Origin of the sequence: Acinetobacter sp. ESBL14, from assembly GCF_036668815.1 — a bacterium.
Lineage (GTDB): Bacteria > Pseudomonadota > Gammaproteobacteria > Pseudomonadales > Moraxellaceae > Acinetobacter > Acinetobacter gyllenbergii.
Window position 1 is genome coordinate 160,064 of sequence record NZ_JAZEVS010000007.1, and the last position, 13,746, is coordinate 173,809.

At 42.0% G+C, this 13,746-nt stretch carries 12 protein-coding genes; 2 read left to right on the forward strand and 10 right to left on the reverse strand.

The annotated features are described in order from the left end of the window. Positions 1 to 10: 10 nt before the first annotated feature. The gene (locus V6E90_RS18880; RefSeq protein WP_332606180.1) at positions 11 to 1,054 is read right to left on the reverse strand and encodes an NAD(P)H-dependent flavin oxidoreductase; all 1,044 of its coding nucleotides are present in this window, start codon (positions 1,052 to 1,054) and stop codon (positions 11 to 13) included. 115 nt (positions 1,055 to 1,169) lie between these two features. Further along, a complete protein-coding gene (locus V6E90_RS18885) occupies positions 1,170 to 1,871 on the reverse strand; it encodes a VIT1/CCC1 transporter family protein (RefSeq protein WP_016541253.1) in 702 nt (233 codons plus the stop codon). 230 nt (positions 1,872 to 2,101) lie between these two features. Between V6E90_RS18885 and V6E90_RS18890 the strand changes: the two genes are divergently transcribed. Both V6E90_RS18890 and wecB read left to right on the forward strand, forming a co-directional pair. After that, a complete protein-coding gene (locus tag V6E90_RS18890) occupies positions 2,102 to 3,316 on the forward strand; it encodes a tetratricopeptide repeat protein (protein WP_016541254.1) in 1,215 nt (404 codons plus the stop codon). Between the two features lie 2 nt (positions 3,317 to 3,318). Beyond that, the gene (wecB, locus tag V6E90_RS18895; RefSeq protein ID WP_332606181.1) at positions 3,319 to 4,446 is read left to right on the forward strand and encodes a non-hydrolyzing UDP-N-acetylglucosamine 2-epimerase; all 1,128 of its coding nucleotides are present in this window, start codon (positions 3,319 to 3,321) and stop codon (positions 4,444 to 4,446) included. Positions 4,447 to 4,461: 15 nt separating this feature from the next. On the opposite strand, the gene V6E90_RS18900 is transcribed toward wecB, so the two are convergent. The 8 genes from V6E90_RS18900 to V6E90_RS18935 form a co-directional block, all read right to left on the reverse strand. Beyond that, entirely contained in the window at positions 4,462 to 5,340 is an 879-nt protein-coding gene (locus V6E90_RS18900) for a hypothetical protein (protein ID WP_332606182.1), read from the reverse strand. Next, a complete protein-coding gene (locus tag V6E90_RS18905) occupies positions 5,318 to 7,165 on the reverse strand; it encodes a hypothetical protein (RefSeq protein WP_016541257.1) in 1,848 nt (615 codons plus the stop codon). The genes V6E90_RS18900 and V6E90_RS18905 overlap by 23 nt, the downstream gene beginning before the upstream one ends. Then, positions 7,166 to 8,416, reverse strand: a complete 1,251-nt coding sequence (locus V6E90_RS18910; protein ID WP_332606183.1) for a glycosyltransferase family 2 protein — start codon at positions 8,414 to 8,416, stop codon at positions 7,166 to 7,168. Beyond that, positions 8,403 to 9,308, reverse strand: coding sequence for a hypothetical protein (locus tag V6E90_RS18915; protein ID WP_016541259.1), 906 nt, complete (start codon positions 9,306 to 9,308; stop codon positions 8,403 to 8,405). Before V6E90_RS18915 ends, V6E90_RS18910 begins: the two co-directional genes overlap by 14 nt. Next, on the reverse strand, positions 9,308 to 10,057 hold the full coding sequence (locus V6E90_RS18920; RefSeq protein ID WP_332606184.1) for a hypothetical protein: 750 nt from the start codon (positions 10,055 to 10,057) through the stop codon (positions 9,308 to 9,310). The genes V6E90_RS18915 and V6E90_RS18920 overlap by 1 nt, the downstream gene beginning before the upstream one ends. Positions 10,058 to 10,244: 187 nt before the next feature. Then, positions 10,245 to 11,684 (reverse strand): cryptochrome/photolyase family protein, encoded by a 1,440-nt coding sequence (locus V6E90_RS18925; protein WP_332606185.1) that lies wholly within the window; start codon positions 11,682 to 11,684, stop codon positions 10,245 to 10,247. Between the two features lie 120 nt (positions 11,685 to 11,804). After that, a complete protein-coding gene (locus tag V6E90_RS18930; protein ID WP_004652066.1) occupies positions 11,805 to 12,287 on the reverse strand; it encodes an FKBP-type peptidyl-prolyl cis-trans isomerase in 483 nt (160 codons plus the stop codon). Positions 12,288 to 12,412: 125 nt separating this feature from the next. Next, a complete protein-coding gene (locus V6E90_RS18935; protein ID WP_016541262.1) occupies positions 12,413 to 13,699 on the reverse strand; it encodes an NAD(P)/FAD-dependent oxidoreductase in 1,287 nt (428 codons plus the stop codon). Positions 13,700 to 13,746: the final 47 nt, after the last annotated feature.

The window sequence follows — 13,746 nt, forward strand, 5'->3', positions numbered from 1 at the left end:
ATGGCAGGGTTTAGTTGGATTTCATTTCTAAGACCAGTTGATTGACGAGATCTGCGGCTTCTAATTCTCGGATTTGCGCTACATTACTCCCTGCCCAAAAGGCACCATAGCTAAAATCATGCTGTCCGCCAGCAATGCTCATGAGTTGTTTGGCAAGGTCATAGGTATAAGGGTAGGCTGGTACTTTCGGGCGTTGAGGGCTGTCAATCTGGGTATGCCAAGTCCCGAGTAAACCACGTGCTGGACGACCAGACAGACTTGCACTGATTTGAGTAATTGGTTGGCTAAACAAAGCTTTGCGATAGGCCGCATTGGCACTGGAACTTTTGCATTGAACAAAGGCTGTACCCAATTGTACCGCCACAGCACCGAGTTTTAGCATGGCTCTGGCTTGTTCGCCATTCATAATTCCACCCGCTGCAACCACAGGCGTGTTGCAATGTTTTACGAGCAGTTGTACTAAATCAGCGGTCTTGATGGCTGCATCAAATTGTTGATTGAAAATACCTCGATGCCCTCCTGCCTCAATCCCTTGTGCAATAATGATATCAATGCCCGCAGCTTCAATCGCTTGCGCCTCAATTAAATTGGTGGCAGATACCATGGTTATGATCCCAGCTTGTTTCAAGGCTTGGATTTGATGTGGATGGGGGATACCAAAATGAAAACTCACGGCTTTGGGATGGGTTTCCAGTACCACATTGAGAAAGTCATCATTATCTAAAAAACTGGGATAAATACAATTGAGTTGAGTCGGTGCTTGTGCAGCAAATTTTTCAAATTGTGGACGAATGTAGTCAATCCATTGTTGCGCTGTTTCCTGATTCAATGACTCGGATTGATGGCAAAAGAAGTTCACTTGAAATGGATGATCTGTGAGTTCTTGAGTTTTTAAGATTTGTGCTTTGGCGGCTTCAGGGGTATTGGCTCCAAGTCCTAAAGAGCCCAAACCGCCTTGGTTAGAGACCTCAGCTGCAAGTTCAGGCGTGGAAACACCTGCCATCGGCGCAAGTAAAATCGGGTGTTTTATTTCTACTAATTCTAAAATTGACATGCTGCTATACTCATTCCCTTTTCAATCACCATAACGTAAAAACAAAAAGGCTTGCAAATAATAATCGCTATTTAATTATTGAATATAGACAGTATTTTCAAATCTAAAAGGAATGTTAAAGCGGTGTGACATTAAACAGAGAACCGACCCAACTGGAAAAGGCCATAGCGAGCATGCCCCATAAAGTAATGCGTAAACTGCCTTTGAGCATGGAGGTACGGGCAAAATAGCTGGATAAGGCACCTAATAAAGCCAGAGAAATCACCCCTGTGATCAGTACAGAACCTGCGACCCATGAACTAGGGCTCAGTAAAATCGCCAACATCGGTAAGGCTGCACCGCATGAAAATGATGCTGCGGATGAAAGTGCCGCTTGAACAGGATTGGCAGCAGTATTTTCATGGATCCCGATTTCATCTCGTGCATGCGCACCGAGGGCATCGTGTTCAGTCAGTTGTTTGGCAACTTCTTCGGCAAGTGCTGGATTTAGGCCACGTGAAATGTAAATTTGCGTCAGTTCTTTTAGTTCGGCATGTGGATTTTTTTCCAGTTCTTTGGCTTCAAAGCGCAGATCAGATTTTTCGATATCTTCCTGTGATTTAACCGAGATGTATTCACCCGCCGCCATTGAGGTCGCACCTGAGATGAGACCTGCAATACAGGTAATCAATAAGGTATGTGAACTGGCACCGCTGGCAGCCATACCCATAATTAAACTGGTGACGGAAATAATGCCATCATTGGCACCTAAAACAGCGGCTCTTAGCCAGCCTGAACGTTGGATTACGTGCGGTTCTGCATGTTGGGAGTAGGACATAATCTTGCTCTTTTTGATCGAGTGAATTTAATTATTTATAAAGGTGAATGTAGCGAATGTTTGTAAAATTCTATTGCTGATTCATAAACTTAATCTATTATAAAATAACGTATTTTAACGATAGCATAACCATGACTTGGTTATAATATGTGAATAATTTAACACTTTAACTTTAGATTACATTGAGTTTTTATTGTCTATATTCTGAGTATATTTAGTTGAGATTTGCGATGAACAATTCCAAAAATAAGCTGCTGAGTCATACACTACTATTCTTGGGCCTAATTCTACCTGCACAACAGATATTCAGCGCTGAAGCTGATTTTGTAAAGGAAGGGGATGCTGCTTATAAACCCGGCAACCCCATTTACGATCGTTGGGATAAATTTTATAAAATTGAACAAAGCCAGCCACGAGACGCTGAGAAAATTTTGCTTGAATTAGGACAACTCACACCACTAGATATCAAAGTCTGGAAAAGTTTGACCTATTTGCAGATTCGTTTAAATAAACACGATGAGGCCATTCAGAGTGTGCGCAAAGCTGAGCAGCTTGCACCTGAAGATGATCAATTGAAATTACAAGAAGGGTATTTACTGAATCAGCAAAAAAGGAACAAAGAAGCCTTAGTCATTTTTAAAGGATTATCGACCTCCTCAGATACTGAAATTGCTACGAAAGCACAGCAAGCCGTACAGAATTTAAGTGGTTCATCTGTTCCCGCGACGTTTAAAGATGTGTATTTTGCCCCGTCTTATGAGTCACGTTATGACGATTTCATTTTTCCTCTAAAAATGCGCTATGGGAAAAATTTGGAGGGTGGTCGAGCACAAGTCTATGGCTTTGTGAATTTGAACCGTGATACCAAATCTAAAGGTGGCGTGCGTCCAGAAATTATTGATGAAAATGCAGTAACCATTGGCGTGGGGGCAAACTATCAACCATGGCAATCGATTCCTGTTCGGGCCTATTTAGAAGTGGGGGGCAGTTATGATCTGATCGATCGCAATCGAGATAAGTTCAGAGAAAGTGTGGTGGGTGGGGTAACCGGTTATCAAGAGTGGTATGCCAATCCAGCGATAGAACAACGCACAGTATGGAATGATTATTTCACGGATCTGTATGGCAATGTGGCGAGTTACTCTCGGGAGGACTATAACGTGATTGCTGATTTGCGACTGCGTTCAGGTTTTAATCTGTACCGGGGTGAGGCGGGTACGGTGCAAGCCTATGGAAAACTACATACCTTAGCTGATTCTAAAGGTGAAAATTACAATAATTTATTTGAATATGGTGCTGGTGTTGCATGGCAACCGTTTAATTATATGCCTGTGAAACTCCGCGTTGAGCGTTTGTATGGACACTATTTCAAAGATGCGCTCGCTGATGGTACTGAAAATTATAACAACACCCGCACTGAACTGGTTTTTTATAAGGATTTCTAACAATGAAAAAACGAATATCAATTGTGTTTGGAACACGACCTGAACTGATTAAATTAGCACCTGTTATTTTGCAGGCCCAACAAGATCCTCGTTTTCAGGTCGAAGTTATTTTTACTGGTCAGCATGATGAGTTGGTTCGTGATGCGATCGATTTTTTCCAAATAAAAATCGATCATCGTTTGAAAATGATGAATGCAGGCCAAAGCCTAAATCAATTATTAATACAGGGGCTAAGTCAGTTAGAAGGTATTTTTAATGATGGACAACAGCGTAATGCAATCATCATCCAAGGGGATACCACAACTGTTTTAGCGGCAGGATTGGTTGCATTTTCTATGAAAATTCCAGTTGCACATGTCGAGGCGGGCCTACGCTCTTATGACTTAGCGCACCCATTTCCCGAAGAGGGCAATCGACAACTGGTTTCACGAGTTACTCAATGGCATTTCGCACCCACAGAACAGTCTAAGCAAAATTTACTGCAGGAGCATATTGCTGCCAATACAATTACGGTCACAGGTAATACAGTAGTTGATGCTGTCTATTTAGGTCGGGAACTGATTCAGCGTAAAGGAGCTGAACAAAATTATTTACAGCAACATAATTTGAATTTTCCTCCCGATGCACGAGTGGTCTTAATTACGGCTCATCGCCGTGAAAATTTTGGTGAGGGCATTCAGAACATCTGCCATGCCGTTCAGCATTTAGCTCAGAAATATAAGGATGTGCATTTTGTTTGGCCTGTACATTTAAACCCTGCTGTGCATGACCTTGTTCATGCTCAATTTGATGGACATACACAAGTACATTTGGTGAAGCCACTTGATTATCCAAGCTTACTTGCTGTTATTGATCGGGCGACTTTTATATTAACTGATTCAGGTGGACTACAAGAGGAAAGTCCTTCATTCCATAAACCTGTATTGATTTTAAGAGAGACAACGGAGCGTCCCGAGGTCGTACAAGTGGGTGCAGGGATATTGGTTGGGACAGATCAAGCAAAGATTGTCACTGAAGCTGAAAAATTATTATCTGACCAAGCCCATTATACACGTATGGCCAATGTCCCAAATCCCTTTGGAGATGGGAAGGCTTCGCAACGCATTTTAGACCAAATCGCGGCGCGTTAATGCGCGCTGTCGATTCTAGTTGTATCGGAGTTTATACCACAACGCAACTGCATAAACGGTCATACGGTTCATATAATGTGGGCCGTCAAAAATATAGACAGTTTGCCCTTCGTAGGCTTTCAACTGCTGTATGACTTCCCAAGGATAGGCGGAGCGAAATTTTCCGCCTTTCACGGGACGAAATGCTTCTAATACAATCACAATATTGTCTTTGCCAAACTCTTTTTGAAGGTCTTCTAATACAACACGCGCTTGTTGTGGTGTACGCGTTCCAACGCCAACGCCATCTTGGAAGAAGACGCCAGTATGGCTTGGTAACCAGCTTTTAAGCCAAGAATCTAGATGCTCTGGTGCCTGCTCTCCACTATAGATACTGATCCACAGCGGTTTGGGCAAAGTTCGGATGGCATGGGCCAGATCATCAACACCGATCCAGGTTGGGTCGGCTTCTACAGGAAAATAATAACCTTTAAGGGGAATAATTTGGGTGTTTTTAATGATTTTTTGGGAGCTCTCAGCAAGTTTTAAGACATTGGCGCGAGCTAACTTCTCATCATATTCTCCTGCTAGGCCAAGTAAAATATGCTGAGCCCATGCTTTTTGCTGGAGCTGTTTTAGATTGATGTTTTTATCCCATTTTTCTAAACCGATGTCATGATCAAACCATGATTTAGATTGTACTACTGACCATTGTGGCACAAAAGTAGAAACACCAAGTAAGTCCCAATTGCCTGACGGTGGCGTGGTTGCCAAGTCAGGCTGCCAGAATATACCTTCAATGTGCGGAGCGTGTACATCTGTTTTGAGATGATGAATACAACCTCCTAAAAATAAGAGTGCTGATAATGTAAATGTGATTAAAAACGTTGTTTTAGTCAGCCTTATTTTTAGCATTTGGTCTTTGTCGCCAGTACCAGAGCAAGATTGCAACAATCATGATAGCAGAGATTATAACGACCAAGAGAAAGAAGGAGGATTGTTTTACCAGAGGTGCTTTTTGATTTCCGACCATAATCTTTTGTAAAATAAAGACTTGTCCGCTTTCAGTCACCAATATTTTGCTGGCATTGTTTGGGATGTTTTGTTGAATCTTTTCCCAAAGCTTGGTGAAGTTTTGTGCCCCTTGCATTGAGTCGGTAATAATATCAAAGCGTTGATCATGGAAACTTACCAAGAAGCCACTCACGGTTGCTGGTGCGTACAGCGTACTCTGATGCATTAAAACCTGTTGGCGATAAATGTTGGGATTGACCTGTACATTGAGCAGTTCAGGTTTGGCTGGATCCAACTTGACCAGATTTAGTGGAATCGGGTCATTGGTCATCAGCATTTTTTTGGCCACTTGGCTGATGATCATCGCAACTTCTAAGCTTCCCGCATTACCGTCAATCGCAATAGTGGGATGTGTTGCAAAGGTCATCGATAAAGATGCAACACCATTTTTCAATTTGTGCGGTAATTTCACCGTCGATTTTTGCGTATCAATCCACAGAGAACCTTTCGCAGTCGGTAAACATTGTGAGTTGACGATAACCGAGTTTTCAAGCTTTAGGTTGAAGGTGGTATTATCTGAAATGGTCTTGGCAAAGTAGTTAAATTGGCGGTTAACAGGGTCTGAATCTAAATTGGCTGTTTTCAAACTCCCCGCAAAACCGCCATCAATCCAAGTGGTAATATTTGAGCCTTCCAATAAACCACTTTGCACACGCAATGCAATTTGGCCTTGTAAAATGTCGGTTGGTTGCCAAACTGCAGGGAAATTAAGGAAGAGATTTTTTTCAGCTTGATTCAAACGGAAATCGCTAATTCCGAGGTCAGCAAGGGTATGGATTTGTTTGATTTTAGCCCAGTTCGGTGCTGCCAGTTTATTGGGAAGAAAGGTTGCCGAAGTATTGAGTTGTTGTAAATAGTCTGAGTTAAGTAAGCCATTGATTGCGGAGACCAGTTTTTCTGGTTGGTCATATTGAATTTGTAAGGTCGGAATATCATTTGCCGTACTGATTTGAACCAGTGTTCCTTTCGGTAAGGCTGTCGCTGATTTGACAATTTCAATATAAAAGTTGGGTGCTTGTTCCGTTGGTGCATTTTGCTCATACCATTGGATTGGCGTGACTGAACCCCAAGCACTGATGAGACGCCCTAACATTGCAGCTTCATTGAGATTGGCTGGGTTATATTTTAACACACCGACAAAAGGCGTTGGCCGCACAACCTGAGGATTGAACAAGGCATCAGGTAAATCTTTTAAGCGATAAATGGGGCGATGACGGATATACTCAATCTTAGAATTGCTTAAATAAGTCACTTGATCGACATCCTCACTACAGAAGGTAGTGCGATCAGCCGCAGGCGAAGTGTTGGGTGAATACTGCTGTAAAATAAAATCTAGGCGATGGAAGCCGCTTTGGGTTGCTGGGATATCGAAACTCAAAGTACCATCACCATTCAAGGTGGTGTTATAAATCAGTTTGTCATCAAATTTCACCAATAAAGTAGTGAAATGCTCGGTAGAGTAATCACTGCTAAAACGGATGTTCTGCCATTCAGAGCCTTTGCCAACATAGAAGAAATGCGGCTCAATGGTATATTTATTGGACGTGTTGATGTTGTCAAAGGTCCATGTATTCAAGGTATCTGCAAAAGCAAATACTGGCAAGGAGAGGGCGACACTGGCAACTACAGCTTTTAAAAGTGGATGTTGTAAAGTTCTATTTTTCATTTATTTTTTCTCCTTGCTACGCTCAGTTTTATACCACTGTAACGAATTTCCCTGAATCTTATTTTTCAGCATGTCATAAGCAGCTTTAAACACGATAAATAAGAACACTTGTGAATAGGTTACGTAAGATAAGACCGAGAAGAAATATAGTTGAGGTTTAGCTCGTTCTAAAGATAAGGTGAACCACATTTGTGCGACATATAAACAGAAGGATAAGCCCCAAAGCAGGGTGAATGGGCCGGGAACAGTAATCCCAGCAATCCCAAGTAATCCTAAAGCTAAGGTAATGTGACTCCAGATCAGTGCCGGTACAAAGAGAACATAGCACATGATGTTGTTGAAAATTTCGATGCCGATTGGAAACGGTTTTCTCAACGCAATTGGCAGATATTTACTGGTGACATAAAAGTTTCCTTGCGTCCAGCGTGAGCGCTGTTTGACAAAGACACTTAACGAGGGTGGGTCTTGTTGCCAACCAACTGCATACGGTACCCATTTAATTCGTCTTTGGCCAAGGAAGATACGAAAGCTCATTTCGGTATCATCGACTAATGATTTTTCATCAAAACCACCCAGTGTTTCCAAAGCATCGCGCCAGATTACATAGTTGGTGCCCATCAAGGTGGACAGTTCAAAACGTTGCCAACGACCCCCTTGGAAAATCCATTGGAAGAAAATAAATTCGATCGCAATAAAACGGGTCAAAATACTGTCGCGCCAGTTACGGGTACGGACTTTACCGTTCACGGCGACTAATTTTTTATCCGCCAGTAAGGTCTGGGCTAATAAACGGACACAGTCGGGTTCAGGGGTACTATCGGCATCATAGACCACAATAAGTTCACCATTGGCATGGGGTAAACCATTGTTTAGGGTGCGTGATTTACCTTTACCGCCCATTCCTTTCGGCACATTGACAATTTTAATGCAGGGATAAATGGCCGCCATCCGTTCCGCAATTTCTAGTGTATTGTCTTTTGAACCATCATTAATCAGTAGCACTTCATAGGCATGGGCAGGGTAATCCTGCTGGGCAATCGCATGTAGGGTATCTTCGATCACCACACCTTCGTTATAGGCAGGAATCAAAACACTTAACATGGGCCAGTGCTCGGGAACAGGCATGTTTTCCAGTTCCTTGGCTGCATTTTTTGAATACTTCCATGCCTGAAAACTGAGCCAAGCCCAGAAGGCTTGAGGAATCCAGATGCCTAAAAAACCGAATAAGAAAAGAATATCAATTGCGGGCATTTATTCTTCTCCTGCGGATAATTGAAATAATCAAGATCAGGAGGAGTCCACCACCGAGCAGCAGCGAAACCCAAGAGATCGAACTACCAAAGGAGCTGAGAAGACTTGGATAATGTGCTGAATAGATATAATCCAGTGGAATGACCACTGTACTTAACCCAATTAAAATATAGCCAAATAAACTAGTTTTAACCCCTTCGGTGCTGCTGGTAAATTTTGTACGATTCAGATCCCAGGAAATACCCAATTGAGGATATTGAATAGTATTTAAGGGCATCCCAAGTGGTGGATTAATCACGACTTGATAACCTGAGCTTTGTGAGGAGTCAGTAATGGCTTGATAAAAATAATGCTGATGATGCTGAATTTTACGTGCGGGAATACGCAATTCATCAGGAAGATCGGACTGAATAATATAACTTCCAGCAGGCTGCGCAATGATGTTTTCATCCCAACCTGTTTCGATCAATGCTGCTAAAGGGCGTAAGCCAATTGCCGTTGAAAACGTGGCTTTGGCGGCAAAATATTTGGCATGGGTCATCTGATATAAGGCAACAGGAATAGCGCCTTCATTGACGGCTTTTTTAATTTTATAATATTTCACTACGCTAAAATATTCATTGGGTAAAATCACACCGGGCTTGATCCCTTGTTCAAGCAATTGTTTAAAGCTTTCAGAGTCTAATTGATCGGAAGTGAAAATTGGCCACCACGTGGCAGGTTGTGGAAAGAGCTCTGCTACAGTTTGGGGCGTTTGAACTTGAGTACTGAGATCTTGTTTAGCTGTTTCAATCTGGCAGTGATAATACTGCTGATAAAATTGCTGCAAGGTGGTATCTGGAAAATGACTGGTGGCGACCAAAACACCACAAATATTGAGGAGTACCGACATTAGCTCACCTCACTACTTGGAGGGGCTAAGTATTCAGTATGTAGCTCGATCTGGAGTTTAAGGACGGTAAGCTCTTGAAGGTCTTGAATAAACTGAGGAAATCCTTGAGTATCATCTGAGGTTGTTTCATGAATCACGATACTTTGAATTTCACTGAGTTCTTCATTGATGAAGTGGTAAATTACACTGTCACGCTCAGTAGATAGGATTTCCATAATTTTATTTTGTGTGTCTTTCCAAATATCTTCACCCAGCATTTCACGAATCAGGACAGTGTTGCTAATACGTGTCGTAATGATTTTATAGTGATCTTTTTGGGTAAGCTGAAGTAACTTTTTTAATTCGCCTTGGAAATGTTTCAACGCAGTGAGCGGCAAGATATCGTGTTGATAATTGCGGTCATAACTTTGAATGGCTCGGAAACTTTTTAATGCATTTTGAATATTATGACGGATAGCACTCAAAAAAATCGGGGTAATTGGAAGTACAAACAACAATAACAATTGGCGTTCGACATAAGTCTGATTGGCCAAGTCGAGGAAAAAGTAAACGGCAACGCCTATAAACGTGAGTAAACCCACGATGATGGCCATGCCAACATTTAAGAACGCACCTGAGATTAACAAGATGAGTAGAAATACCCAACTTCCACGATAACTTGCTGGTAGCCATTCATACGCAACAATGCCCATAAAGATTTGGGCTGAGATAATCCATAAGACGAGTGCTGGAGCTGGATTTTTTTGCATAATCGTTTTTAGTTTTAATATATGTCTTTTGTGGAAAAGTTAGCATTATTTTACGGTTTTGACGATAGTTTTTCTGTTGTTAGCTTTGTAAAATAATTTTATAAACAGTAACATACAGTATAGCCTGTATTTCAGAGTAATAAACAGTAGTCAAAATGATAAGAATTTTTAATTTATGTAAGCTGAGTTAGATTGTTTTAAATGCTGCTATGGCTCGTAGACGGCTGTGCTTTAAATCAACCATTGGCTTAGGATAATCTAGTACTAAGGCTTGATTCTTTGCATAAGGGTCATGGATTGTTTTGTGATCAAGATGAGCCAGTTCAGGGATCCATTGGCGAATATAAACGCCATCGGGATCAAACTTTTGTGATTGTGTAACAGGGTTAAACACTCGGAAATAGGGGACCGCATCGGTACCTGTTGAGGCACACCATTGCCAACCCCCATTATTTGCTGCTAAATCGCCATCGATTAAATGCTGCATAAACCATTGTTCTCCCTTACGCCAGTCAATCAACAAGTTCTTGCTTAAGAACATGGCACAGATCATACGTACTCGATTATGCATCCAACCTGTCGCCAACATTTGCCGCATGCCCGCATCAATAATCGGAATCCCTGTTTGCCCTTGTTGCCATTTTGCTAGCGCAACATGATCATTACGCCAACTGATTTTTGCAGTGGAAGATTGGAAAGGTAGATGCTTTGAAACTTGGGGGAAATCAAACAAGATATGTTGATAAAATTCTCGCCACAGCAGCTCATCTAACCAAGTTTGTTGCCCTTCAGACTGAATTTCAAAATGCCCGTGTTGTTGTCTAAACAGGGCTTGCAGGCATTGTCGAATGGAAAGAATCCCGATATTTAAATAGGCAGATAACTGACTGGTGCCTGAAACAGCTGGTAAATCACGTGCAGTTTTATAATCTGCTAAGCGAGTATGGATAAACTGGTCGAGTAAGGTGAGTGCATAGTCTTCACCCACTTGCCATTCAGCAAAATGCGGATGTTGGATCTGTTCTAGATAATCGTGATGTAATTGTTGAATGTTATCTAGCTGAAAATAGGACACATCGAGCGAGAGTGGTTGCTGCTGCGTAGGAGCCGGGTAGCATTGTGGTAAACCATGCTGTAAACGTTGATAACAGGTTTTTTTAAATGCGCTAAAAACTTTATAGGGTAAGGCAGACTGATTGCGGATCGAAGCCACAGGAAATAAGGTTCGATCATGAAAAAGTATGAATTCTTTTTGCTGCTGATGGAGTTGTTGTTGGATGGCCTGATCGCGCTTTAATTCATTGACACCGAGTTCGACATTGGCATAGACACGTTCAATCTCAAGTCGTTGGAGCAAATCAGCAAAAAAATCAGGTAGATCTTTCCAAAGTGAAATGGTCTGAACCATTAAAGGAATATTGAGTTGATGCAGTTGTTTTTTTAATTCTTGCAGTTGGCGTAAATAAAATTCGATTTTAATGGGCGCATCATTATGTTGTTGCCATTGCGCAGGCGATAAGATCACCAATGCCAGACATGAACCAGCCTGAGTCGCATGCCAAAGCGCAGCATGATCTTGGATTCTTAAATCTTGGCGAAACCAAATCAATTGATAGGGATGAGACATAGTTGACAACGTAGATGGTGATTGAAATGACCTTAAGCGATTTTCTGATTTAGTAAAAGTGCTCGGCAATAAAAAAGCAAAGCCGAAGCTTTGCTTTTTGCATCTAATTCAAATCATGAATTAGTGGTGGTGACCACCTGCACCGTGAACGTGACCGTGATCTAATTCTTCTTGAGAAGCATCACGGATTTCAACGATTTCAACTTCGAAAGTAAGATCTTGACCAGCAAGTGGGAAGTTCGCATCAACAATGATGTTGTCGCCTTCAATTGCTTTAACGGTTACGATTTGAACGCCGTCATCAGTTTGAGCTTGGAATTGCATACCAGGTTGGATGTTGTCCACACCTTGGAACATTTGAGCTGGAACTTCTTGAACGAGGTCAGGGTTGTATTCGCCATAACCTTCAGCAGCTGGAACGTTTACAGTGAATTTTTCACCAACAGTTTTACCTGTAAGAGCATTTTCTAAACCTGGAATGATGTTGCCCGCGCCGTGCAAATATGCAAGTGGTTCACCTTGAGATTGATCAAGTGTTTCACCCTCAGCGTTTGTTAAAGTGTAGTGGAATGAAACCACGTGGTTATTTGCAATAGCAGTCATGTTTTGAATCCATGTCATCAATAGTTTTAGCTGTATATCATAAAGTGAAAAATAGATTTTGTTGACTATTTTCCACTTTTTGAAACGATTTACTTAAATATTGAGTCGAAATATCAAATTTCAACTCAATACAGTTTAATTTTTGGACGGACACGACGCGTTAGGAAATCTTTCATGGTGAGCATGCCCGCTTGGGTATAACCATGAATATTGGCTTGATGTAGTCGGTATAAAGAGACGTACATAGTTTTGGCAATAAAACCTTGTACGCTAACATCGCCCAACAGTTCTCCCACCGCTTGATTGTGGCTCAATGACACCAGAGACCCTTTTTCATTAAAGCTAAACATTGGCTGAGGTGAACCCGACAAACGCGCAGCCATGGCATCTACCAAGAAGGTGGCCTGCTGACTTGCCACTTGCGCACGTGGACCTAGTGGAGGTTGGCGTGCATCCAACTGACAGTTGGCGCAGTCGCCGAAAGCAAATACATTTGGATCAGAGTAGGTTTGCAGCGTTGCATAGACCATTAAGCGATTAATCTTGTCCCGTTTAAAATCATGGAATGATTCTAAAACTTTAGGCGCTTTAACACCTGCGGCCCAAACCGTAATATCTGAGTGTAAAACACTGCCATTGCTAAAATAGACATTGGATTCATCGACTTTCTGTACTTTGTGTTGCGTCAAAATGTCGATGCCCATTTTCTTGAGTTGCTTGGCACTATGTGCAGCGGTTTTCTCAGTCAGTGCAGGCAAGATACGATCAGAAGCTTCAATCAAGGTAATTTTGACTTGTTTAGGGTCAATTTTCTTTAAGCCATAACGATAAAAGTTTTTGGTGGTTTCAATCAGTTCAGCTGCCAGTTCAACCCCCGTTGCCCCTGCGCCGACAATGCCAATATTTAAGGCACGTTCAGTTGGCTGGTTTTGTGCTTCGATATACAGATGGAACAAATCCTGTTGGAAGATGTCAGCTTGTTGACGACTATCAAGGAAATGACAGTATTCACGCACACCCTCGGTACCGAAGTCATTGGACACAGAGCCAACAGCAAGCACTAGCGTATCGTAGTTAAGTGTCTGGATCAGTGGGGTGTGTTCTTTGGAAAGTTGTGGAGGAGAGAGCGTAATTTGTTTTTTATCTTTATTGACATCAGTGAGGGTACCAAGGACGAACTCAAAATGATGTTTTTCTGCATGAGCAAAGTAATTGGTCTGTTCTTCGTGGGGGTTGAGTGAGCCAGCTGCGATTTCGTGAAGAAGTGGTTTCCATATGTGAGTGAGGTTTTGGTCGACTAGGGTAATTCGGGCTTTCTTACGTCGGCCAAAACGTTCACCTAGTTGTGTCGCAAGTTCTAAACCACCTGCGCCACCGCCTACAATCACGATATGATGTAAGGTTTTACTCATGATTAACCTAATTTTTTTTGTGAAAGGATGGCAGGATTATGCCATCC

What these genes read in the sequence shown, in the direction of transcription:
- V6E90_RS18890 (WP_016541254.1), top strand. Translation starts at nt 2,102, where the DNA reads ATGAACAATTCCAAAAATAAGCTGCTGAGTCATACACTACTATTCTTG.
- V6E90_RS18910 (WP_332606183.1), bottom strand. Translation starts at nt 8,416, where the DNA reads ATGCCCGCAATTGATATTCTTTTCTTATTCGGTTTTTTAGGCATCTGG.
- V6E90_RS18935 (WP_016541262.1), bottom strand. Translation starts at nt 13,699, where the DNA reads ATGAGTAAAACCTTACATCATATCGTGATTGTAGGCGGTGGCGCAGGT.
- V6E90_RS18915 (WP_016541259.1), bottom strand. Translation starts at nt 9,308, where the DNA reads ATGTCGGTACTCCTCAATATTTGTGGTGTTTTGGTCGCCACCAGTCAT.
- V6E90_RS18930 (WP_004652066.1), bottom strand. Translation starts at nt 12,287, where the DNA reads ATGACTGCTATTGCAAATAACCACGTGGTTTCATTCCACTACACTTTA.
- V6E90_RS18905 (WP_016541257.1), bottom strand. Translation starts at nt 7,165, where the DNA reads ATGAAAAATAGAACTTTACAACATCCACTTTTAAAAGCTGTAGTTGCC.
- V6E90_RS18880 (WP_332606180.1), bottom strand. Translation starts at nt 1,054, where the DNA reads ATGTCAATTTTAGAATTAGTAGAAATAAAACACCCGATTTTACTTGCG.
- wecB (WP_332606181.1), top strand. Translation starts at nt 3,319, where the DNA reads ATGAAAAAACGAATATCAATTGTGTTTGGAACACGACCTGAACTGATT.
- V6E90_RS18925 (WP_332606185.1), bottom strand. Translation starts at nt 11,684, where the DNA reads ATGTCTCATCCCTATCAATTGATTTGGTTTCGCCAAGATTTAAGAATC.
- V6E90_RS18920 (WP_332606184.1), bottom strand. Translation starts at nt 10,057, where the DNA reads ATGCAAAAAAATCCAGCTCCAGCACTCGTCTTATGGATTATCTCAGCC.
- V6E90_RS18885 (WP_016541253.1), bottom strand. Translation starts at nt 1,871, where the DNA reads ATGTCCTACTCCCAACATGCAGAACCGCACGTAATCCAACGTTCAGGC.
- V6E90_RS18900 (WP_332606182.1), bottom strand. Translation starts at nt 5,340, where the DNA reads ATGCTAAAAATAAGGCTGACTAAAACAACGTTTTTAATCACATTTACA.